21 protein-coding genes and 1 riboswitch are annotated in these 23505 nt (G+C 43.6%); of the genes, 15 read left to right on the top strand and 6 right to left on the bottom strand.

Annotated elements, in window-relative coordinates:
• Positions 1-47 precede the first annotated feature (47 nt).
• Positions 48-488 (bottom strand): DUF721 domain-containing protein, encoded by a 441-nt coding sequence (locus ACU0NF_RS06525; protein WP_131317146.1) that lies wholly within the window; start codon positions 486-488, stop codon positions 48-50.
• Positions 489-596: 108 nt separating this feature from the next.
• Between ACU0NF_RS06525 and ACU0NF_RS06520 the strand changes: the two genes are divergently transcribed.
• The 10 genes from ACU0NF_RS06520 to recJ all read left to right on the top strand — a co-directional run bounded on the left by ACU0NF_RS06520 (position 597) and on the right by recJ (position 14272).
• Positions 597-1277 carry a M23 family metallopeptidase gene (locus ACU0NF_RS06520; RefSeq protein WP_131267752.1) on the top strand — a complete coding sequence of 227 codons (681 nt, stop codon included), beginning with the start codon at positions 597-599 and terminating at the stop codon, positions 1275-1277.
• Between the two features lie 327 nt (positions 1278-1604).
• A complete protein-coding gene (gene aceE, locus ACU0NF_RS06515; protein WP_445660537.1) occupies positions 1605-4319 on the top strand; it encodes a pyruvate dehydrogenase (acetyl-transferring), homodimeric type in 2715 nt (904 codons plus the stop codon).
• A 2-nt stretch (positions 4320-4321) separates the two neighbouring features.
• Positions 4322-6370: a 2-oxo acid dehydrogenase subunit E2 gene (locus tag ACU0NF_RS06510; protein WP_445660536.1), complete on the top strand. Its 2049-nt coding sequence runs from the start codon at positions 4322-4324 to the stop codon at positions 6368-6370.
• A gap of 191 nt (positions 6371-6561) precedes the next feature.
• Positions 6562-6704: riboswitch (yybP-ykoY riboswitch) on the top strand.
• Positions 6705-6776: 72 nt separating this feature from the next.
• Positions 6777-7352 (top strand): TMEM165/GDT1 family protein, encoded by a 576-nt coding sequence (locus ACU0NF_RS06505; protein ID WP_131267749.1) that lies wholly within the window; start codon positions 6777-6779, stop codon positions 7350-7352.
• A gap of 182 nt (positions 7353-7534) precedes the next feature.
• The gene (locus ACU0NF_RS06500) at positions 7535-8332 is read left to right on the top strand and encodes an MBL fold metallo-hydrolase (protein WP_445660535.1); all 798 of its coding nucleotides are present in this window, start codon (positions 7535-7537) and stop codon (positions 8330-8332) included.
• Positions 8333-8428: 96 nt separating this feature from the next.
• Positions 8429-8794: a YkgJ family cysteine cluster protein gene (locus ACU0NF_RS06495; RefSeq protein WP_445660534.1), complete on the top strand. Its 366-nt coding sequence runs from the start codon at positions 8429-8431 to the stop codon at positions 8792-8794.
• Between the two features lie 176 nt (positions 8795-8970).
• Positions 8971-10437: an IMP dehydrogenase gene (gene guaB, locus ACU0NF_RS06490; protein ID WP_131267746.1), complete on the top strand. Its 1467-nt coding sequence runs from the start codon at positions 8971-8973 to the stop codon at positions 10435-10437.
• Between the two features lie 126 nt (positions 10438-10563).
• A complete protein-coding gene (glmM, locus tag ACU0NF_RS06485) occupies positions 10564-11895 on the top strand; it encodes a phosphoglucosamine mutase (protein WP_131384917.1) in 1332 nt (443 codons plus the stop codon).
• 16 nt (positions 11896-11911) lie between these two features.
• The gene (gene pdxH, locus ACU0NF_RS06480; protein ID WP_445660533.1) at positions 11912-12568 is read left to right on the top strand and encodes a pyridoxamine 5'-phosphate oxidase; all 657 of its coding nucleotides are present in this window, start codon (positions 11912-11914) and stop codon (positions 12566-12568) included.
• A complete protein-coding gene (gene recJ, locus ACU0NF_RS06475) occupies positions 12569-14272 on the top strand; it encodes a single-stranded-DNA-specific exonuclease RecJ (protein ID WP_445660532.1) in 1704 nt (567 codons plus the stop codon). It begins immediately after the preceding gene.
• A 44-nt stretch (positions 14273-14316) separates the two neighbouring features.
• On the opposite strand, the gene ACU0NF_RS06470 is transcribed toward recJ, so the two are convergent.
• From ACU0NF_RS06470 to ACU0NF_RS06460, 3 genes are all read right to left on the bottom strand, one after another.
• Complete coding sequence (locus ACU0NF_RS06470) at positions 14317-15117, bottom strand: putative porin (protein ID WP_445660531.1); 801 nt, start codon at positions 15115-15117, stop codon at positions 14317-14319.
• 175 nt (positions 15118-15292) lie between these two features.
• Positions 15293-16081, bottom strand: coding sequence for a putative porin (locus ACU0NF_RS06465; RefSeq protein ID WP_445660530.1), 789 nt, complete (start codon positions 16079-16081; stop codon positions 15293-15295).
• A gap of 323 nt (positions 16082-16404) precedes the next feature.
• The gene (locus ACU0NF_RS06460; protein ID WP_445660529.1) at positions 16405-16674 is read right to left on the bottom strand and encodes a hypothetical protein; all 270 of its coding nucleotides are present in this window, start codon (positions 16672-16674) and stop codon (positions 16405-16407) included.
• 81 nt (positions 16675-16755) lie between these two features.
• Here ACU0NF_RS06460 and prfB point away from each other — a divergent pair.
• The 5 genes from prfB to ACU0NF_RS06435 all read left to right on the top strand — a co-directional run bounded on the left by prfB (position 16756) and on the right by ACU0NF_RS06435 (position 21809).
• A protein-coding gene (gene prfB, locus ACU0NF_RS06455) for a peptide chain release factor 2 (RefSeq protein ID WP_370983711.1) occupies positions 16756-17851 on the top strand; the annotation gives its coding sequence in 2 pieces (ribosomal slippage) (positions 16756-16827 and positions 16829-17851; 1095 coding nt in all).
• A gap of 232 nt (positions 17852-18083) precedes the next feature.
• Positions 18084-18386, top strand: coding sequence for an ArsR/SmtB family transcription factor (locus ACU0NF_RS06450; RefSeq protein WP_131267738.1), 303 nt, complete (start codon positions 18084-18086; stop codon positions 18384-18386).
• A 38-nt stretch (positions 18387-18424) separates the two neighbouring features.
• Positions 18425-19501 (top strand): alkene reductase, encoded by a 1077-nt coding sequence (locus ACU0NF_RS06445; RefSeq protein ID WP_445660528.1) that lies wholly within the window; start codon positions 18425-18427, stop codon positions 19499-19501.
• A 110-nt stretch (positions 19502-19611) separates the two neighbouring features.
• Complete coding sequence (locus tag ACU0NF_RS06440) at positions 19612-20892, top strand: 3-deoxy-D-manno-octulosonic acid transferase (RefSeq protein ID WP_445660527.1); 1281 nt, start codon at positions 19612-19614, stop codon at positions 20890-20892.
• A 203-nt stretch (positions 20893-21095) separates the two neighbouring features.
• The gene (locus tag ACU0NF_RS06435; protein ID WP_445660526.1) at positions 21096-21809 is read left to right on the top strand and encodes a 16S rRNA (uracil(1498)-N(3))-methyltransferase; all 714 of its coding nucleotides are present in this window, start codon (positions 21096-21098) and stop codon (positions 21807-21809) included.
• Here the strand turns inward: ACU0NF_RS06435 and ACU0NF_RS06430 are convergent.
• Positions 21783-22763, bottom strand: coding sequence for a mechanosensitive ion channel family protein (locus tag ACU0NF_RS06430; protein WP_131384899.1), 981 nt, complete (start codon positions 22761-22763; stop codon positions 21783-21785). The two genes, ACU0NF_RS06435 and ACU0NF_RS06430, sit on opposite strands and share 27 nt — an antisense overlap.
• A 110-nt stretch (positions 22764-22873) precedes the next feature.
• Positions 22874-23500 carry a DUF805 domain-containing protein gene (locus ACU0NF_RS06425; RefSeq protein ID WP_235943479.1) on the bottom strand — a complete coding sequence of 209 codons (627 nt, stop codon included), beginning with the start codon at positions 23498-23500 and terminating at the stop codon, positions 22874-22876.
• Positions 23501-23505 lie beyond the last annotated feature (5 nt).

Below are 23505 nucleotides of genomic sequence, written 5' to 3'. Positions count from 1 at the left end.
ACAGGTCACGGAATTTGTGACTAATTTCAAAGACATCAAAATGTCAGTTACTTTTTATTGCTTGCCAAACGTAGCATTGCTTGGCTAAGCTTAGGGTCGCTCACAAAGTCAGCAGCACCACGAATTAAATCTTGGGTATCTGGACTAAGGGATCTGGTCAGTGCTTCAGGCTTGAGAGGTGTCTGTGTTTGAATTCTTAAACGAACTTGCAGTTTATGCAAATCTTTGAATTCGGGCAATTGTGACAGTTGAACAATATATTGCTTTTGAAGATATGCCAGTTGACTAATCATGGCTTGATTTGCACCCGTAATCGTCAAAATGCCATTTTCATAACATACAACTTGCCATTGCTCTGGTTGGGGCAACAAGGGTTGAATAAGTTTTGTAAGTTTCTGCCATGCAGCAACTTGTGTAGAGAGAAACGTAAAGTTTCCTGTTTTTAAGTGTTTTCTTGTTTGTTGGAAGAGCTTGACCGGTTCAGACATACATTGTTCCTACATATTTGTGTCTTAATCTTATGCGCTCCTTTCAGTAGATATCAAGGAAGAGATCACGCAAGGACATTAACTAAGAACAGTTAAAAGAGGTTTTTTATGCATACGAGACGTATTTTATTAGCGTTTTCATTGGCAGCGTCTGCCGCATCCGTAGCTTTTGCCGATTTGGTAGAGCTAAATTCTGACGTATCAACAGATCGTATTGAACAGTTGACCCGTACTTTGGCTCAAGGTTCATATGCAGAATCAAATGATATTGATATTCCTGCTGAAACAAAAATGAGCGTCAAATTACGTGAAAAAACTGTTGAATTGAACAATGAATCGCTCGCAAAAAAATACGGTTCAAGCACCTCAAAAAGCTATTCTAACAATCCTTACTCTTGGTTGGTAGCTCATCCACTTCCTGATATGAAACGCGTAAGCTCAACTTATGGTGGTCGTACCATGGGTGGCCGCGCTGAAAACCATTCAGGTTTGGATATGTCTGCACCAAGTGGTACGGCTATTTATGCCACTGGCCCGGGTGTTGTCACTAAATCAGGCTGGGGCACCGGTTATGGTCAATACGTTGAAATTAACCACGGTAATGGCTATTTAACGCGTTATGCCCATGCATCTCGTCTAATCGCCCGTGTCGGTGATCAGGTAAAAGCAGGTGAACATATTGCCAATGTCGGCTGTACAGGTCGTTGTACCGGTCCGCATTTACATTATGAAGTAGTCAAAGACGGTCAGCGTAAAAACCCATCTGCTTATTTAGCCATGTTGCCATAAAACTGAGTGTGACAACTCTTAAAACCCATTGTGTCGGTTTTAATTTAAAGAGTTGTAACGATTGTTAAAGAATGTGGTAATTCAATTAAAGAGTAGAGTAAAAAGCCGCCATAGCTTCTAAGTCTTATATTATCATTGTACCGAATACTTATTGTATAAAAAACCGCCTATATTGGCGGTTTTTTGTTTTATTGCGTAAAGAATAGTCAATGGGTATTTATTATCTAAATAATAGTGCTATTCCGTATTCAGCTGTGGCAATAACTGAAGCCGGCTAAAGTATGGTACATATAGAGAATATATATAGGTTCAAGGAATAGGTGGAATATGGCGTTTTATGGTGATACTGACGCGCAAGAAACCCAAGAATGGCAAGATGCTTTCGACTCGGTTTTACAGCACATGGGAACGGAGCGAGCGGCCTTTTTGCTTGAAAAGCTCTACCAACGCGCAATCGCTACCCATGTTCCCATTCAGCGTCTAAATACTCCTTATCTCAACACCATTTCAGTTGAAGAAACACCGGCAATGCCGGGCGACCAAGACATGGAACGCCGCATTCGCGCATTGATTCGCTGGAATGCTTTGGCCATGGTACTGCGTGCCAATAAAACCGGTGACGATCTCGGTGGTCACCTGGCCAGTTTTGCTTCTTCAGCCACCTTGTATGATGTCGGTTTTAACCATTTCTTCCGTGCAGGCAATGATCATTTCGGCGGTGACATGATCTATTATCAAGGTCACTGTGCGCCGGGCGTATATGCACGTTCATTTCTTGAAGGCCGCTTGACCGAAGAACAATTGGGTAACTTCCGCCGCGAAGTGAACGGAAATGGCCTGCCAAGTTATCCACATCCTTACTTGATGCCAGACTATTGGCAGTTCCCGACCGTATCGATGGGTCTGGGTCCAATCATGTCGATCTATCAGGCACACATTCAAAAATATTTGATGAACCGTAGCCTGATCAAAGAAGAAGACCGTAAAGTTTGGGCTTATCTGGGCGATGGTGAAATGGACGAGCCAGAAAGTACCGGTGCGATTTCACTTGCGGGTCGTGAGAAGCTTGATAACCTGATCTGGGTGGTGAACTGTAACTTACAACGTCTAGATGGTCCTGTTCGCGGTAATGGTAAAATTATTCAGGAACTTGAATCACTGTTCCGTGGTGCCGGCTGGCGCGTGATTAAAGTGGTATGGGGTCGCCATTGGGATCCGCTACTAGATAAAGATAAATCTGGCGCGCTGAAAGCGATTATGGATGAAGCGGTAGACGGTGATTATCAACGTTACCAAGTGAAAGGTGGGGCATATACCCGTGCACACTTCTTCGGTAAATATCCTGAAGCTGAAGAGCTGGTGAAAGACCTCAGCGATGAAGATATTGATAACTTAAATCGCGGCGGTCATGATCCATATAAAGTGTATGCGGCTTATGCTGAAGCAATGAAGTCAACAGGTCAGCCAACGGTCATCCTGGCGAAAACTGTCAAAGGTTATGGTCTGTCTGAAGAAATTGAAGCAGTCAACAAAACGCATCAGATTAAAAAGATGCAGCTTGAATCTTTAAAATATGTGCGTAACCGTTTTAACCTGCCATTTACCGATGAACAGCTTGAAGAAGTGCCATTCTATCGTCCAAGCGAAAACTCGCCAGAACTGAAATACATGAAGGCGCGTCGTGAAGCTTTAGGCGGTTATCTGCCAGCGCGTCGTAAAGAAAGTGAATCATTGCCAATTCCTGAGTTGTCTGTATTTGATGCCGTGTTAAAAGGTTCAAATGGCAAGCAGCAATCAACAACGATGGTGATGGTGCGTTTAATTTCTGCATTATTAAAAGAAAAAGCCATTAAAGACCGTGTGGTGCCGATTGTTCCCGATGAAGCGCGTACTTTTGGTCTGGAAGGCATGTTCCGTCAGTTGGGTATTTATGCTGCACATGGTCAGAAATACACCCCTGAAGACCAAGAACAGCTGATGAACTATCGTGAAGCTAAAGATGGTCACATGCTGCAAGAGGGAATTAATGAAGCCGGTGCGATGAGTGCATGGGCGGCATTGGCCACCAGTTATTCAACCAATAACTTGCCGATGATTCCAATGTACATGTACTACTCGATGTTCGGCTTCCAGCGTATTGGCGACATTGCATGGGCTGCGGGCGATGCTCAGGCGCAAGGTTTCTTGCTCGGTGCAACAGCAGGCCGTACCACATTAAATGGTGAAGGCTTGCAGCATCAGGATGGTCACTCGCACATTCTTGCCGGCACCATTCCAAACTGCGTGGCATATGATCCATGTTTCGGTTATGAACTTGCGGTGATTGTGCATGACGGTTTACAACGCATGTATGTCAACCAGGAACGTGTGTTCTATTATCTGACAGTAATGAACGAAAACTACGAGCATCCGCCAATGCCACAAGGTGTTGAGGAAGGCATTAAACGTGGTATGTACTTGCTTGAAGAAGATGAAAAAGCCACTGTTCAGTTATTGGGTTCAGGCGTGATTCTGCGTGAAGTGATTAAAGCTGGGAAAATCCTGCGTGATGAATACCAGATCAATTCAAACGTGTGGAGCGTAACCAGCTACAACGAACTTGCACGTGATGGCATGGCCGTTGAAGAATACAACCGCTTGCACCCATTGGCGGAAGAAACACAAGAATGCTGGGTCTCTCAGCAATTGCGCGGTACCGATGGCATTGTGGTGTCTGCAACCGATCATATGCGCGCCTATAGCGAACAAATCCGTGCCTATCTTCCGGATAACCGTCCATATGTGACTTTAGGTACAGATGGCTATGGCCGTTCAGATACGCGTGGCAATTTGCGCAGTTTCTTTGGTGTCGATGCAGCGCACATTGTGGTTGCGACATTGAAAAAATTATCCGATGAAGGCGAAGTGGATGCGCGTTTAGTCAAGGATGCGATTTCAAGCTTTGAGCTAGATACCGACCGTCCAGTAGCGTGGGCGCCTCAAACCCATCCCGAAGTTCAAGCGGTTGCGGATTATAAAGAGCCAACAGGTGAGGAGAACTAAGCATGCAAATCAAAACACCTGATATTGGGGTCGATAAAGCCACCGTTGCAGAAATTTTGGTCAAAGTGGGCGATACCGTTGATGTGGACGACAGCCTGGTTTTGCTGGAATCGGATAAAGCCTCTGTTGAAGTGCCGAGCACTTCAGCAGGTGTGGTGAAAAGCATCTTGGTTAATCTGGGTGATAATGTCACTGAAGGCGTGGCATTGGTTGAGCTTGAATCGGAAGATGCATCTAGTGTAGCAACTGAAGTCCAAGAGGCGGATGCTTCAGAAAAGACTTCGGAAAATACCCCAACGTCACTGCCTGATCAGGAGATTATGCAGGAACTGACATCGCATCAGCCGCATCAGGCAGCAAGTTCTACCCCGGCTTCTACAGCTGCATCGAGCAGCATTGTTGAAGTTCAGGTTCCGGACATTGGCGTAGAAAAAGCGCTGGTGGGCGAAATTCTGGTACAAGTCGGCGATGCCATTGATGTTGACCAAAGCATTGTCGTGGTTGAATCCGATAAAGCCACAGTAGAAGTGCCAAGTTCAGTTTCAGGTAGCGTTGAAAGCATTGAAGTTCATGAAGGCGACACGGTAAAAGAAGGCGTGGTGCTGATTAAAGTCAAAGTTGCTGGTGAGTCTCAGGCTGAAACTGTAGTTGAGACTCCAAAAGCAGAAAACGTACCAGCCGCTGCAATGAAATCTGAACCTGTGGCAGAAGCTGCTCCGGTTCAAAGTGGTGCAATTGAAATTACCGTGCCTGATCTGGGTGTGGACAAAGCCACTGTTGCTGAAATTTTAGTGAAAGTTGGCGACACGGTTGAAGCGGATCAAAGCATCATTGTGGTTGAGTCGGATAAAGCGACGGTTGAAGTGCCAAGCTCAACTGCCGGTGTGATTAAAGCGATTCATGTTGAGGTGGGCCAAAGTGTCAGCCAAGGCGTGGCTTTGGTAACCATTGAAGCTGAAGCCAAAGCTGCTCAAGCCGCACCGGCTGCAAAAGCAGAAACTCAATCAGAGTCTAAGCCAGAAGCTAAGACAGAACCTAAACCAGAAGCTGCTCCTGCTAAATCAGCTTCAGCGGAACAGGCACAGGCTCTAGTGGCTGCATCGGGTTCCGATAAGCTGAGCAAAGAGCAAAGTGCTGCAAATGCCAAAGTTTACGCCGGTCCTGCAGTACGTAAACTGGCACGTGAACTCGGTGTGGTGCTATCCCAAGTGAAAGCATCAGGTGCCCATGACCGCTTGATGAAAGAAGATGTGTTTGCTTATGTGAAAACACAGTTAACCACACCTCAAGCAGCGCCAGTCGCACAGGCTGTAGCACCAGTTTCCGGTCTGCCTAAACTTCCTGATTTTAGTGCTTTTGGCGGTACTGAAGAAAAAGCCATGACACGCTTGCAACAGGTTTCTGTTCCGCAACTGTCATTGAATAACTTCATTCCTCAAGTCACCCAGTTTGATGCAGCCGATATTACCGAGCTTGAAGCTTGGCGCGGCGAGTTGAAAGGCAACTTCAAGAAAGAGGGCATTAGCCTGACCATTTTGGCTTTCATTGCCAAAGCTCTGGCGCATCTTTTAAAAGAAGAGCCGTATTTTGCAGGTCATTTGGCGGATGATCAAAAATCAGTATTGCTGCGCAATGAAATCCATATGGGGATTGCTGTAGCGACGCCTGATGGCTTGACTGTGCCTGTACTGCGTAACCCGGACCAAAAATCAGTGAAGCAAATTGCGATTGAACTGGGTGAATTAAGTAAAAAGGCGCGTGAGAAAAAATTATCACCGAAAGATTTGCAAGGTGCGAATTTCACCATTACCAGTCTGGGTTCAATTGGCGGTACCGCATTTACCCCATTGGTGAACTGGCCTCAAGTGGCGATTTTGGGTATTTCACCTGCAACCATGCAACCGGTATGGAATGGTGAAAGTTTTGATCCACGCCTGATGCTGCCATTGTCATTGTCTTATGACCATCGTGTGATTAATGGTGCTGACGCTGCGCGTTTCACCCATAAATTGACCAAGCTTTTAGCGGATATTCGTACTTTATTGCTCTAATTAGTTGATAAAGCATGACTCATAAAAACCCTGCTTCGGCAGGGTTTTTTATGGGCACAGATAAAGCTCATGAAAATGTCGGGAAGATACGATTCATCCAATCTTCATCGCTTAATTTTATTTTTTTCATCTTAAGTCAAAAGCCAGTCAGCAAATTGAGTTGATAAAAAACAGCTTTGCGATTAAAATCACCGCACTTCATTGGGGAGTAGCCGCTTTTTACGCAATGTAAAAAGGTGATGGTCAACATAATTGTTCAACAGAACATGGTCATCATAGCAAAGAACCAATTCAGCTTTTCTCAAAGCTTTTTTTGTTGGCAAGACCTTTGATTTATCACTCCGCAGATTTTGGCTAGCAGGAGCGGTAAGTCATCGGCAAATTTTGCTAGCCAGAGAAAGATCACATGTATGAACTGCTCATCTCAACCGCTATTGTTGCCCTCGCTGAAATGGGTGACAAGACCCAGTTATTAGCCTTGTTGCTGGCAGCCCGTTTTCGAAAACCTGTTCCTATCCTGCTTGCCATTTTATTTGCCACTTTATTGAATCATGGTATATCGGCTGTTCTCGGCCAGTGGATTACCACGGTATTAAGCCCAGTCGTGTTGCTTTGGATTGTTTCGGTTGGCTTTATCGCGATGGCACTGTGGATGCTTGTTCCAGACGAACTGGAAGATGAAACCGATAATATTAATAAATGGCAAAAATATGGCGTGTTTGGTGCAACCTTTGTGCTGTTTTTCCTGGCGGAAATAGGCGACAAAACCCAAGTGGCAACCGTTGCTCTGGCTGCGCGTTTTGACAGTGTATTCTGGGTGATGCTAGGAACCACCATTGGGATGATGATTGCCAATGCACCGGCAGTCTTTGTCGGAAACAAGCTGGCGGATAAATTGCCAATTCCACTGATTCATAAAATTGGTGCGAGCATATTCTTGATCATTGGTGTTGCTACTTTGGTGCAACATTACTTCTTATAAAGTTGAATAGTAGTGAAAAATCCTGGCATTTTGGTCGGGATTTTTTATGGTTAAATGTGGTACAATTTACTGATAAATCTGACAATATTTCAATATATCTTTGTTGTAAATCACCCTAATTCCCTATATGTTGTATGGCATTAAAAAATGCACTTTTACAGCAATATTTTGGGGAATGGGTTATGGCATTTGATCGCACTACATCACAAGTGTTATTTGATAATGGCACACATAAATGTATTAGCTTTACCAGTCTGGTCAAAGGTGAGGGTGTACAAGCCAACCAATTTCTAATTCTGGATAATGAACGTGCCGCAGTGCTGGATCCAGGTGGGGATTTAACCTATGTCCCACTGACCATGGAACTGAACAAATATACCCGCCTGGCTAATCTTGACTATGTGATGGCTTCACACCAAGACCCCGATATTATTACTTCGATGCCACGCTGGTTGGTGTATACCGAAGCTAAAGTGGTGGCATCTAAACTCTGGGCGCGTTTCTTACCGCATTTGAACTCGGCCTTTATGAGTGACCGAATGAAAGGGGGATGGCTGGAACGCCTGATTGAATTGCCAGACCATGGTGGGATCATTCCTTTGGGCGAATCACGTATTATTGTTGTTCCAGCGCATTTTCTGCATTCGGTTGGCAACTTCCAGTTTTATGATCCAATTGCAAAAATTCTGTTTTCAGGCGATATGGGTGCATCGATGGTGGATGATGCTTCTAAACCACTGGAAAATTTTGCAGCGCATATTCCCAAGATGAAAAGCTTTCACCAGCGCTATATGTGTTCAAATAAAGTGATTCGTCTTTGGGTGAATATGGTTCGTACTATGGATATTGAAATGATCGTGCCACAGCACGGTACGCCATTTATAGGTAAAGAGCAGATTAACCAGTTCCTGGATTGGATTGAAACTTTAGAGTGTGGGATCGACTTGATGGATGAAACGGTATTTACCTGCCCCGAATAATATCTCTGCTGTTCACTAATTTTTCTTGTGTATAAAAGCAACATTTTTTAAAATTTCTCACTAAAAATTAAACCTTTGATGACGAGAATTTAAAAAATGTTGTCTCAAGTTACTACGCAGGATGCGTGTTTGAGTTGTGGGGCATGTTGTGCTCATTTCCGGGTTTCATTCTATTGGGCGGAAGGCATTGCCATGCCGGAGCAGTATATCGAACCGCTCACTGCGGTTTATTCGTGTATGCAAGGTACCAATCAGGCACAGCCCTATTGTGCGGCGCTCGAGGGAAAAATTGGTGAACAGGTCAGTTGTGCAATTTATACCGTGCGCAGTTCCAGCTGTAAAGAAGTACAAATTGCCGATGAGCAATGTAATAAAGCCCGCCGTGCCTACAATATGATTCCGTTTATCCCTGTTGAAACAACAGAACCAAGCAATGACGATGATTTTGATCAGGTGATTTAATCGTCCATAAAATTAAATCTTCAGCAGCATCATGCAGCAGAGTGGCTGTTTTTGAACAAAAAACCGCGTAAATATTCATTAATGTAAATTTATTTTGCATTGCGCTTTGAAATTAGCATGAATAAACCTGTATTTTTTGTTTATAATAGCGCACGGAAATTACCAGTGAGACTGTTATGTTGACCATCGTTCAAGAAGCGCTAACCTTCGATGATGTCTTATTACTCCCTGCCTACTCAACTGTTCTCCCAAAAGATGTCTCCTTAAAGACACGCCTTACTCGTGGCATTAATCTGAATATTCCCCTTGTTTCAGCTGCAATGGATACTGTGACAGAATCACGTATGGCAATTGCGATGGCGCAAAACGGTGGTATCGGCATCCTGCATAAAAACATGGATATTACTGCTCAAGCAGCTGAAGTACGCCGTGTGAAAAAATTCGAAGCAGGGATGGTGAAAGATCCTATCACTGTGACTCCAGAAACAACGGTTCGTGAATTGATCGCGGTGACTCAAGCCAACAATATCAGCGGTGTGCCTGTTGTTAAAGATGGCAAAGTGGTCGGTATTGTGACGGGGCGTGATACACGTTTCGTCACCAATTTAGAGCAACCCGTTAGCAACATCATGACTGGGCAAGACCGCTTGGTAACTGTTCGTGAAAACGAATCTAAAGAAAATATCCAGGCCTTATTACAAAAAAACCGTATTGAAAAAGTATTGGTGGTTGGTGACAACAACGAACTTAAAGGTTTGATTACCGTTACTGATTTCCGTAAAGCAGAGCTTTATCCAAACAGCTGTAAAGATGATTTAGGTCGTCTGCGTGTTGGTGCTGCAGTCGGTACAGGCATTGAAACTCCTGCACGTGTTGAAGCATTGGTTGAAGCAGGTGTGGATGCCATTGTTGTCGATACAGCGCATGGTCACTCTGCGGGTGTAATTGAACGTGTTCGTTGGGTTAAAGCCAACTATCCGCAAGTTCAAGTGATTGGCGGTAATATCGCAACAGGTGATGCTGCATTGGCTTTACTTGATGCAGGCGCTGATGCGGTTAAAGTGGGTATTGGTCCGGGTTCAATCTGTACTACGCGTATTGTTGCCGGTATTGGTATGCCACAAATCTCTGCCATTGACAGCGTTGCCAATGCATTGAAAGAACAGATTCCTTTGATTGCTGACGGTGGTATTCGCTTCTCTGGCGATATGGCAAAAGCCATTGGTGCAGGTGCAAGCACCATCATGGTCGGTTCATTGATGGCAGGTACTGAAGAAGCGCCGGGTGAAGTTGAATTCTTCCAGGGCCGTTATTACAAAGCTTACCGCGGTATGGGTTCATTGGGTGCAATGGCAGGTGCAACTGGTTCTGCAGACCGTTATTTCCAGGACTCTAAAGCCGGTGCTGAAAAATTGGTTCCAGAAGGCATTGAAGGTCGCGTGCCTTACAAAGGCCCAATGGGTAATATCGTGCACCAAATGATGGGCGGTTTGCGTTCATCTATGGGTTATACCGGTTCTGCAGTGATTGAAGATCTTCGTCAAAATGCGAAATTTGTCAAAATTACTTCAGCTGGCATGTCTGAATCACATGTGCATGATGTGACAATTACCAAAGAAGCGCCAAACTACCGTGTTGGTTGATTTTTAGTAATCAAAGCCATGAAAAGCCGTCATTTATATGACGGCTTTTTTGATTTTGGTGTAAAGTAATTGCGGATAAAATTGGATGATGAATATCATCACACCTGTATAAGAAGTGAGTAGAAAATGAGTTATTTTGGAACAGATGGTATTCGCGGAAAGTTTGGGGAACTTCCAATTACACCTGAATTTGCGCTTAAGCTCGGGTTTGCTGCGGGGAAGGTATTAAAGCAATATAGCAAGAAAACTAAACCCATCGTCGTTTTAGGCAAAGATACCCGTTTATCTGGCTATATTTTAGAATCTGCCTTACAAGCGGGTCTAAATGCTGCAGGTGTTTATGTTCATTTGTTGGGGCCATTGCCCACCCCGGCGATTGCCCATTTAACCCGTGCTTTGCATGCCAGTTTAGGCATTGTGATTTCAGCTTCCCATAACCCTTATTTTGATAACGGAATTAAATTCTTCTCAAGCGAAGGCAAAAAACTGCCAGATGAAGTTCAGGAAGCAATCAATCAAGAACTTGAAAAAGAATTAAAAATTGAAGATACCGCAAACCTGGGTAAAAGCGTTCGTGTGAAAGATGCCAACGGCCGTTATATCGAGTTCTGTAAATCAACATTCCCTTACCATTTTGACTTGAGTAATTTAAAGATTGTGGTGGACTGTGCCAATGGGGCTGCGTATAACGTGGGACCTTCGGTATTTAAAGAATTGGGTGCTAAAGTTGTTGCACTGTATAACGAACCTGATGGTTTAAATATCAATAAAGACTGTGGTTCAACCCATCCGGAAAACCTGCAAAAAGCAGTGCTTGAACATCAAGCCGACTTGGGGATTGCCTTTGATGGCGATGCCGACCGCGTGGTTTTGGTGGATAAATATGGCCAGTTGGTCGATGGCGATAACATCCTTTATATTCTTGCCACACAAGCGAGTCATAAACCTGCAGGGATTGTCGGGACCGTGATGAGCAATATGGCACTTGAATTGGCACTCGAAAAAGCCCAAGTTCCATTTATACGTGCCAGCGTAGGCGACCGTTATGTGCTGCAAGCACTGGATGACAATGGCTGGGTGATTGGCGGTGAACCATCAGGGCATATTCTGACTCTGGACAAGAGCACCACAGGCGATGCGATTATTGCAGCCTTACAAGTGTTGACTGTCATGGTTGAACAGAAAAAAGCCTTGCATGAATTGGTTGCTGACTTCCATTTATTGCCTAATGTTTTGGTGAATGTTCGTTTAGAAGCAATGTTTGATCCCTATGCGGTGCCTGCACTGGTAACTGAATTTGAAAAAGCGGAGCAACAGCTCAAAGGTCGTGGTCGTTTACTGATTCGTAAATCAGGAACTGAACCAGTGATTCGTGTCATGGTTGAAGGCGAGAATCTTGCAGAGGTAACTACACTAGCAAATTCATTGGCTGATGCTGTACGTGCCAACGCGGCTTAAATAGGGGGGAGAGCGAATGAGTGATCTGATTAAGGATCTGAGTGAACTGCGTCTAAACTATCAAAAGGGCGAGTTATACGAAGATCAGGTCAATCCCAATCCGCATATGCAATTTTTGCAATGGTTTAATCATGCACTAGCTGCACAGCTACATGAACCTTATGCCATGTCACTGGCGACTACAAATGCACAGGGCCGTCCACATGTACGTACAGTGTTGTTGCGCGGTGCTGCTGAAGCGGGTTATGACTTCTATACCAATTATGACAGCCAGAAAGGTCTGGATCTGGCCGAAAATCCGTATGCTGAATTGCTGTTTTACTGGCAGGAACAGGAACGTCAAATCCGGATTAGCGGTAAAGTCATTAAAATTTCGGAAGAAGAATCGACTGACTACTATCATAAACGTCCACGTGAAAGTCAGATCGCCGCTCATATCAGTACTCCACAAAGTGGTGTGGTCGCCAGCCGTGAAGAATTGCAGCAGCGCTTCTGGGATCTGCATCAGCAGGTCGCTAATCAGGAGGAGCTGGACAAACCTGAATTCTGGGGTGGCTATCGTTTGCAGCCAGATTATTACGAATTTTGGCAAGGTCGTCCAAACCGTTTACATGACCGCTTGAGTTATGAAAGAATCGACGGTACATGGAAATTACAACGGCTCATGCCTTAAATGCCAAAAACACTGATTCAGCAAAGACCTTTCATTACACGCCCTGAACATATTCAGGGCGTGTCGCCCTTTATTGCGCAAATTTTAGCGCGCCGTGGTGTGCAATCCGAACAAGAACTCGAACTTAAACTGAAACATTTACTCGCTCCAAATATGAAAGGTTTAGAGCAAGCCATTCAAATTATGGATCAAGCCATTGATGAAAATAAGAAAATAGTCATTGTTGGCGATTATGATGCAGATGGCGCAACAAGCACTGCATTGATGGTTCTCGCTTTAAGAGACATGGGCGCCAATGTTGAATATTTGGTTCCAGACCGTTTTAAATATGGTTATGGTCTAACGCCCAAAATTGCAGATCTGGCTTTTAGCCGCTATCAGCCAGACCTACTGATTACGGTTGATAATGGTATTTCCAGTCATACTGGGGTTAAGCAAGCCCAAACACATGGCATGCAGGTCATTATTACCGATCACCATTTGACCACCAAGGAAACACCTACGGCCGAAGCGGTGGTGAACCCAAATCAACTAGGCTGTGACTTTCCAAGTAAAGCCTTGGCTGGGGTGGGTGTTGCTTTTTACTTGCTTGCCAACCTGTCGAGTCACCGAAGTAAATCAGGAAAATCAAGTTCCAAGGTAGCGCAGTATTTAGATCTGGTTGCACTGGGCACTTATGCAGACGTTGCAAGTCTGGATTATAACAACCGGATCTTGGTGGATGCCGGGGTTAAACGGATTCAGCAAAATCAGTGCCGTGCAGGGATTAGTGCTTTACTGGATATTGCAGGGCGAGAGCCATCTCAACTCAAGGCACAAGATTTAGGCTTTGTACTTGGTCCTCGAATTAATGCGGCCGGGCGCATGGAAACCATGGACATTGGTATTGAATGTTTGATGGCGAGCGATATGCAAACTGCTTATCCACTCGCACAGCAGTTGAATCAATTGAATGTTGAGCGTCGCCAGGTTGAAGCGCAGATGAAGCAAGAGGCTTTATCTGAATTAGCAAGCTTGAAATTGGATCAGGCAGATTTACCTGCAGCTTTAATTTTATTTGAACCACATTGGCATCAAGGCGTGATTGGCATTGTGGCAGGCCGTTTAAAAGAGCAGTTTCATCGTCCAAGCATCGTTTTTGCCGCAGATGATGATGGCATTCATATCAAAGGTTCTGCACGTTCAATAGAAGGCGTGCATATTCGGGATGCGATTGAACTGATTGCGGAACAATATCCGCATTTGGTCAGTCATTTTGGTGGACATGCAGCAGCAGCGGGTTTAACCATCCAGAAACAGCATTTTGAAGAATTCAAACAGGCTTTTGAGCAATTAATCTCGACTATGGATGAATCGCTGTTTCATGCCACTTTATGGACCGATGGTGAATTGCCGACGGCAATTTTTCAAATTGATACGGTTGATTTGCTGCAAAATTTAACCCCATGGGGACAAAAATTTCCATCGCCGATTTTTGAAGGTGTATTCAAAGTTTTAGATTATCGCTGGTTGAAAGAAACCCATTTAAAACTGCGTTTAGCTTTGGATAATGGTCAAATTGTAGAAGCAATTGCCTTTAATGCCAGTGAAAAATTCGAGTTTGATGCCATGCATGATAGTGTTCGTCTGGTCTATGAACTCGATAAAAATGAATTTAATGGCAACGTGAGTTTACAACTGCGTGTCATGCATTTAGAACAATAAAAAAACCGCTCATTTGAGCGGTTTTTGACTTTTAATCTGAGGGATTAGAAGCGGAATGTACCGTTAATGCCAAAAGAATCAGCACCATCAGTAGTTGTATAGTTTACGCCCGCAGCAATGGCTGGAGTAAAGAATTTTTGAGCACGAACACCAAAAAGAGTATCTGACTCATCAGCAGTAGAATCAGCAATTGATACACCTACGCTTAATGTTGGATCGATATAAAGGTCTGCGCCCAAGCGGTAAGTCGTTTCATCACCCATATATGAGATCCCTTCAAAATTGGCATAGTGATTACCAATTAAAGTCACATATTTGGCACGTAAAGACAGAGCTGTATCATCACCTACGGTTACAGCATTTAAAAGAGTTGCAGTAAATCCATAGTTAGCAACTTGTACAGGATCTACGTTTTCATTAGCTGCCCCAACAGCTAATAATAAACCCTCAATAGGTAAGTAACCGACTTCAATAGCATAACCGGTATTATCTTCATCACCAAAATCGGTCTGGTTAAGAGCAGCGCTTACATAAAATTGTGTATTTGGAATAAAAAACTCGCCGTTGATCCCAAGTGCATCAATATCCTCATCTCCGTCGCCACTTGCATTAGCATAACCCAGACCTATATTGCTGGCTTTACTTAAGAACGCGGCCTCTGCTAAAGGAGCATTTTTTACCTGAACCCCATTAAGATAATATTTACCATTAATAAAAATGGTGTCTAAATCCCCTAAATTTTCAATATCAGTGTTTTCATATCCAGCATTAATTTCAGCTTGATAAGCGTGAGTGGTTCCCAAAGTAGCAAATAGTGCAGCAGAAAAAGCAAGTTTTTTAAGCATTTTAGAGTATCTCGGTTTTGTTATAAAAATATGACTGTTTTATGAACAGTTGTAACAAATTGTACAGTTTATATTCGCCCCGTCAATGTGCAAAAAACACCTAAATGCTTTATTTTAGAACAAAAAAATAGCCCATCCGAAGATGGGCTATTTCATTTAAATTATTTTAGATCAATTAGAAGCGGTATTTCGCAGCTACACCAAATGAGTTGTAGTCATTATTACCCACTTCACCGAAACCAACACGGCCTTCAAGGCTGACTTGTTGGTTAATGAATTTACGGGCATTAACACCAAATTCACTTTGATCAGTTAAGTCATTGTTATGATAGTCAGCACCAACGCTTAGTGTTTTATCAATGAAGTAATCGGCAGCTAAGTTATACTCATCAAGATCACCAAAAGCAGCACCAGCTTCTAGGTTGATGTCTTTACCATTACTTAAAGTAGTTACATATTTAGCACGTAATGTTGGATCTACACCATCATCGTTATCGTTGTCATAACCTTTAAGACCTGCAGCAATTAATAGGCCTGGAGCTGGAAGGTAACCAACTTCAGCGGCATAATAAGTGGTATCAAAGTCATATTTTTGACCTAATACATTGAAACGTTCAGTTTCATTTTGACTGACATTACCGCTTAAGTAAAAGTCAGAATTTGGTACGAAGATTTCAGCACCAACACCATAAGTGTTGTCATCTACATCGCCACGATCAGCAAATGTTGCTTGGGCATTTACGTTACTTGCACGGTCAAGGAAAGCTGCTTCTGCAAGTGGGGCATTACGAGTTTGAACGGGGTTGAAGTAATAAGTACCATTTACACCTAAAGCGCTACCTGAACTGCCATTGTCTGGGTCAACGTAAGCTGCTGCTGCGCCTACTTCGGCTTGGTATGCGTTTGCTGTACCTGTTACTGCTAGAGCAGAAAGAAGTGCTGAAGCAATGGCTAATTTTTTCATGGATACTACCCCTTAAATTTATGGTTAAAATTAATACATTTTTTGTTACAAGTTTTAGTCTAGACCAAAATGAATCTGGGTCAATCCTTGCAAGGTTACTCAATGTTGCTAACGTAATCTTATGTAATTTTTTAATAATAAGTATTTGAAATATATATAATTATTTAAATGTTTTCTTTTATTAAGATTGTGGAGAGTTCATGGATTTATGTGAATTTTTAATAAAATCTTTAGTATTTTGTAACAAAATAGTGAGTTAGCATTAAAAAAACACTCTCATTTGAAAGTGTTTTTAACTATTTATTTTATGACTTATTGCTCAATTAAAAACGATATGTTGCATTGATATTAAATGTCAGTACATCATCTCCAAAAGCTACTTCACCACCCACTGCAAAGTTAGCATTAATGAAATATTTGGAAGGAATCGAGAAGAAATCGACCTCGTCTTCACCATCATCTTGAATATGATATGCAGCACCCAAGCTAAAGGCTGGGTCGAAATAATAGTCTACAGCAATTGTTACTTCATCCTCATCGCCAAATGCGCCATCAGCTTCTACATTCAAAAACTGAGCTTTTTTATTGCGCATTAGCCCTCTAAAATTGCATCCATGCTCTGTGTTATAATTGACAGCTATTTAAGCCTAGTATTCTGATTGAGAGTAATTCACGTGGAAATTAATCCTTATCTAAACCAATTAAAAGACTTAAACGACCGTGGTCAAACACTACGGGGGTATCTTTGACTACGATCTGAAAAAAGAGCGTTTAGAAGAGGTTCTCCGCGAGTTAGAAGATCCGGCGATTTGGAATGACCAAAGTCGTGCGCAAGCGATGGCCAAAGAAAAAGGCGAGCTTGAAAATGTACTCAATGTACTTGAAGGTTTATCGACCCAGCTAGAAGATGCGCAAGCGTTGCTTGATTTGGCGGTTGAAGCAGACGACGAAAGTCTGCTTGAAGATGTGCAAGCAGAATTAGATGCGTCTGAGTCGGAACTGGCAAAACTTGAATTCCGTCGTATGTTCAGTAACCCGATGGATCCAAACCCATGTTATGTGGAAATTCAGGCGGGTTCTGGTGGTACTGAAGCACAGGACTGGGCTTCAATGCTGCTTCGCATGTATATGCGCTGGATTGAACGTCATGGCTTTAAAGCAGAATTGATGGAAGAATCTGACGGTGATGTTGCCGGGATTAAATCTGCAACTATTCGTGTAGATGGTGAATATGCCTATGGTTGGTTGCGTACCGAATCGGGGGTTCACCGTTTAGTGCGTAAGTCTCCATTTGACTCGGGTAACCGTCGTCATACCTCGTTCTCTGCGGTGTTTGTTTCACCGGAAGTCGATGACAACATTGAAATTGATATCAACCCAGCCGATGTCCGTACCGATACCTATCGCGCATCCGGTGCCGGTGGTCAGCACATTAACAAAACTGACTCTGCGGTACGTTTAACCCATGCACCGACAGGTATTGTGGTGGCTTGTCAGAACCAGCGTTCACAACATGCCAACCGTGACCATGCCTGGAAACAGTTACGTGCAAAACTGTATGAACGTGAAATGCAAATTCGTAATGATGCTGCACAGGCGCTGGAAGATACCAAGTCCGATATCGGTTGGGGTAGCCAGATTCGTTCATACGTACTGGATGATTCACGTATTAAGGACTTGCGGACCAGTGTGGAAAGCTCGAACACCGGTGCAGTGCTGGATGGTGACTTGGATAAATTTATTGAAGCCAGTTTAAAACAGGGTTTATAAGTTTATTGCTTGAAAAACAGAGGCTGGCCCTCTGTTTTTTTAGCTTTAAAATTTGGTTGCTTGAGTGAAGGTAACTCATCAATCAGACAATGTTAGAATAGAGTGAAGTTGTACAAGATTGCAGCAAATTACAAAATGAATATACAATATCGATAAATTTCGATATTAATATCGTATAAATTCGATATAATGATTTTTGGTAAGGTGCTGATCATGACATGAGTGAAATGAGATGGACACAGAAGCAATTTATAAAGCCTTAGCCAACCCGATTAGACGTCAGATTCTGCAATGTTTAAAAGAACCTGAGCGTTACATTTCCACTGAAGAGTGCGGAAATGATTTTAGTCGTGGCGTGTGCGCAGGGCAGATGGAAAAAATTGCCGATATCTCTCAATCGACCATGTCCAATCATTTATCTGTGCTGCAACAGGCAGGGCTGATTCATGTGACCAAATATGGGCAATGGTCTTATTTCTCGCGTAATGAAGCACTGATCCAAGAATTTTTACAACATTTACAGCACGCGCTTTAGACTAAATCAGTCCAGGCAAGCTGTAAGAGGATTGCTGGATGACAGATTTTTCAACACCGATTCAATTTGGTGAACTTAAACTTAAAAACCGTGTCGTGATGGCACCATTAACACGTAGCCGTGCCACAATTGACCGTGTACCGACTGCCATAATGGCCGAGTACTATGCACAACGTGCCAGCGCAGGTTTAATCATTTCAGAAGCAACCGTGATTTCTGAAGAAGCCAACGGTTATGAAAAAACACCGGGTTTATTTAGCGATGCGCAAGTTGAAGGCTGGAAACAGGTGACTGATGCCGTACATGCCAAAGACGGTTTGATTGTGGCGCAATTGTGGCATGTCGGTCGTGTATCACATCCTGATTTATTAAACGGTGAAACGCCGGTTTCTGCCAGTGATGTCAAACAGGCGGGTCATGTCAGCTTGCTGCGTCCAAAACGTGAATATGTAGTGCCGCGTCCACTGGAAATTTCAGAAATTCATGCCATTACCGAGCAATATAAACAGTCTGCCATTTATGCCAAAGCTGCCGGTTTTGATGGGGTGGAATTGCATGCGGCCAATGGTTATCTGATTGACCAATTCTTGCAAAGTTCAACCAATAAACGTAGCGATCTTTATGGTGGTTCGGTCGAAAACCGTGCCCGTTTCTTGCTAGAAGTGGTTGATGCCCTGATTGAAGTCTGGGGCGCAGGTCGTGTCGGTGTGCATCTGGCACCGCGTGGCGATGAGCATGATATGGGCGATGCCAATGCGAAAGAAACTTTTGGTTATGTACTGGAAGAACTGGGTAAACGTAACATTGCTTTCTTCTTTACCCGTGAATACTTGGCAGAAGACAGCATCAGCCTGGACATGAAAGCACGTTCAAATGGTGTGCCGTATATTGCCAATATGCGTTTAAGCCGTGAAGATGCGCTTGAATTATTGAGCTCAGGTAAAGCCGAAGCGGTGTCTTTTGGTAAAGCCTATATTGCCAATCCTGACCTTTTCGAGCGTTTGGTGGAAGATGAAGCGCTGAATGAATTGAAGTTTGAAAATATGATTGGAACCGATGTGGCAGAAGGTTATATCGATTATCCTTTCTTGAATAAACAGCTAGCTGAAAGTTAAGTTGATAGATAAATAAAGCAGAATAAATCATTGCGCGGAGCAGAATTCATTAACATGTGAAGGCTGCTCTGTTATATTTTGCCGATTGAACACAATTTGAGGCAACTTGTTTGGCTACTCCTTTTTGGTACAACGCAGCATTATCAGTCATTAAACCATTGTATCAATGGCGGATCAAAAAACGTGCGTTGAATATGGAGCAATTGCAACAAGAGTGTCTTGAGCGTTTTGGACCATTCCAGCAGCCTAAAAACCTGCATGCAATCTGGTTTCATGTGGTGTCTGTGGGCGAAACCAATGCGGCGCAGCCCTTAATTGAACATTATTTAAAATTGGGTCATGCAGTTTTGGTGACCAATACCACCAAGACCGGACAGGCGAGGGCCAAATCCCTGTTTTTAAAAGCACCCTATGAGCATCTGTTCCAGGCGGTGTATTTACCTGCCGATCAGAAAAAATTAGTTCAGGCGTTTTATCAAAAATATCAACCGAAATTATTGGCTTTGGTGGAAACTGAAATCTGGCCGAATTTAATTGATCAGGCCCAGCAATTTAAAGTGCCATGTTTACTGATTAATGCACGACTGTCGGAAAAATCCGCCCAAGGCTATAGCAAGGTTCCAGGGCTTAGCCGAGGCATGCTGAGTGGTTTAGACCAGCTATTGGCACAAGACCAGGCGACTTTAGACCGTTTCCTAAATTTGGGCATGCCTGAAAATAAAAGTCAGCTCTTGGGCAGTATTAAATTTGATATTCATGCACCTGAAAGCTTTAGCGAAAAAGCTGAGCAACTGAAACAAGACTGGAATTTAGCAGCACGTAAAATTATCACCATTGCCAGTACGCATGTGCCAGAAGAACAAAAATTACTGAATGCGTTAAAGCCTTATCTGATGCAACATCCAGAGATTGTGGTGATTGTGGTGCCACGGCATCCGGAACGTTTTGACGAGGTATTTCAGATTGCACAAGACTTAGATCTAAACACTCAACGTCGCAGTTTAGGTGAGGTTATTGAACCCCATACCCAAGTGTATTTAGCCGATAGTATGGGCGAGATGTGGTTGTGGTACGCTTTAAGCCAAGTCTGCTTTGTTGGCGGTTCATTGAATGAACCGGGCGGTGGACATAATATTTTAGAGCCGGTTGCATTAAATGTGCCGACTGTTTTAGGTAAAAATTACTTAAACTTCCAGACCATTGTCGATGAGTTCGTCACAGTGGATGGGGTAAAAGTTGTAAATGATGCAGAGCAGGCGGCGAAGGTTTTAATTGAACTGTTAAATGATCAGGTGGCTGCAGAACAACTGAATCAACAGGCACAGCAGATCATGCTTAAAAATACAGGATCTCTGGCGAAGCATATTGCGGTGATTGATCAGTATATTTAAATATTTCAAATGCACCATACGGTCTCATTTTGACAGAAAAATTTAAATGCTGATTCGTAGGCAATCTCTACTTTTGAGGGATAAAAAGTAGCAAAAATCCTTTGCTGATCTGATACAGCATCCATGCTGTATAGATCAGCGGGCGACATCCCTGTCGCCTTCCGCGTATCTTATTGTATTGAACTATTCTGTAGCTGAAGATTATGAACATCGTCCTCCTTGACCCACGCCAAACTGAATCAGAAATTTGGTCGATTACCTCGAAACGTCAGCTTGAACATTTAAAACAGCATGTTGATGTGAAAGTCGGAGACACATTAAAAGTGGGGATTCGTGAAGGGAAACGCTACCTGACTGAAATTGTCGAAGTGACCGAGCAAGCCATAAAATTAAAACCAGTCAAAGAAGAAGCTGTGCCAATGAAACTAGCGGTGACTTTAATTGTGGCCATGCCACGTCCTAAAGTGCTACGCCGTTTAATTATGGACAGTGTCACGCTGGGCGTAGAGAAAATTATTCTTTTGCATAGTTATCGAGTCGATAAAAGCTATTGGCAAACGCCATTTTTACAGCAGTTAGATCAATATGTAACGCTGGGTCTGGAACAAGCCGGGGATACGGTTGCACCCAAAATTGAAATCTATAAACGCTTTAAGCCTTTTGTCGAAGATGTGCTGCCCAGTTTAATTACAGCGGAGTGTCCGGCTTATGTGGCCCATCCTTATGCAGAGATGAAAATGCCGTTTGCGATTGATCATCCATGTACGATTGTGATTGGACCCGAAGGCGGTTTTATTCCCTATGAGGTCGATTTACTGATAAAAAACGGCTGCCAGGCAGTAAGCCTCGGCAACCGTATTCTCCGTACTGAAACGGCTATTTCTTATGTTTTAGGTCGGCTGTTTAGCGCGGGCTGAAGCATCTTCATGGCCTTCACCACGATAGACTTTGACTTCCTGTACTGGATAAGGAATAGAAATATTATGTTCGGCAAAGGCCTGAATCACCCGTTCCTGTACAGCACTGATCGACGTTCCCATCCCTGTTTCAGTCGTATCCACCCACCAGAACGCTTTTAAAGTAATCGAGAAGTCAGCCAGTGCGATTACATTCACGCTAAACGCAGGCTGGCTCAGGATCGTTGGATCTTTATCCAGAATGGCAATAATAATATCTTTGGCCTTTTGGATGTCATCTTCATAGCCAATCCCTACAGCAAATTCACAGCGGCGGCGGGTATATGCCGTATTCACAGTCACTGCGCTGGTATAAACGGTTGCATTTGGAATGACGATACGACGTCCATCGGGTGAACGTAAGAAAGTTGCGCGAATCTGAATATCTTCCACCGTACCTTCCATGCCCGATACAATAATGTCATCACCAATCTTGAACGGTTCGCCCAGCAAAATCAGAATACCGGAAAGCAGGTTCTGGAAAATGTCCTTGAATGCGAAACCGATCGCGACCGAACCAATCCCCAATGCGCTCATGAGCTGACCCGGGGTGAATCCCGGAATGGCAATGACCATGGCAATCAGGAAACCAAAGAAAACAATGACTGAACTGCCCACCCGGTTGAGTACCAGAACCAGATTCTGTTTGGTATAGGTGCGGTCTGTTAAAGCTTTACGGACAAAAAATTTAAACAGTTTTGACAGTAAATAGAAAATCGTAAACACCACAAGTGCAATACAGATATAGGGTAAACGTTCCCAGAATGCCTCGACAAATTTATCGATGGTCGAATAGGCATCATTGTATTTTGTGGTGTGTTCAAGCACGGTTTGTGCGGTTTTTTCGCCTGCTTCGTGCAACAGGTCTGAGGTGCCTTGGGTCACTTCACTCAAGGCATTGTTTTGTTCAGCCACTGGTTTTCCGAATCATAAAAATTATGCGCTATTTTGCCTGAAACTCAGCAATAATTTAACCAGCAATATGTGGTATTCCCGCTAGTTTTGTGAAAAAACTGTCAGCCTGTTTAAAAGTATTGAGTGCCTTTTTGGATCACTTCTTGTGGCATTTCCAGTTCACCGGCACCAAACATATACGACACGATGCTGCCTGAAGCCAGGAAACTTAACACCGTGATGATAATCATCAACCAGGCCAATATTTTTTCCCAGACCGGTGTTTCACGCGGCAAACCATAGTTGTTGATGCCTTTTGTACCCGAACCCAAAAGCAGGTACAAACCCATAAAAATATTTAGCAGTGGCACCAGAAACAGCAAAATCAGCCAGCCAGTGCGGTTCAGGTCATGCAAACGGCGTACCGTAATCACGATCAGGAAATAGATATACAGCACCAAAATCACTACGAAGCCGAGGCCTGCGATTCCGGTTAAGGTATTCACAAACTGATTGTCCACCGACAGGGTATTCAGGTTGAAAAGACCCATGGTCAGGCTCAGTGCAATGGTGGCAAAGAAGGTAATTAAATGGACAAAGCCATACCAGCCAATTGAACTCAAACGACCGAAACGCCCTTCTGGAGAGAGCGGATTATCTGCCTTGACCGGTTGAGGTCGGGAAAAAAAAGGAGATGAGTCTTGCGGGTTCATATGCTTTTCCGGATAAGAATGGGGTAAGAAAATAGAGGTGGTCATAAAGC

Source organism: Acinetobacter sp. F16, assembly GCF_052712855.1.
This window is presented reverse-complemented; position numbering and strand designations above follow the sequence as displayed.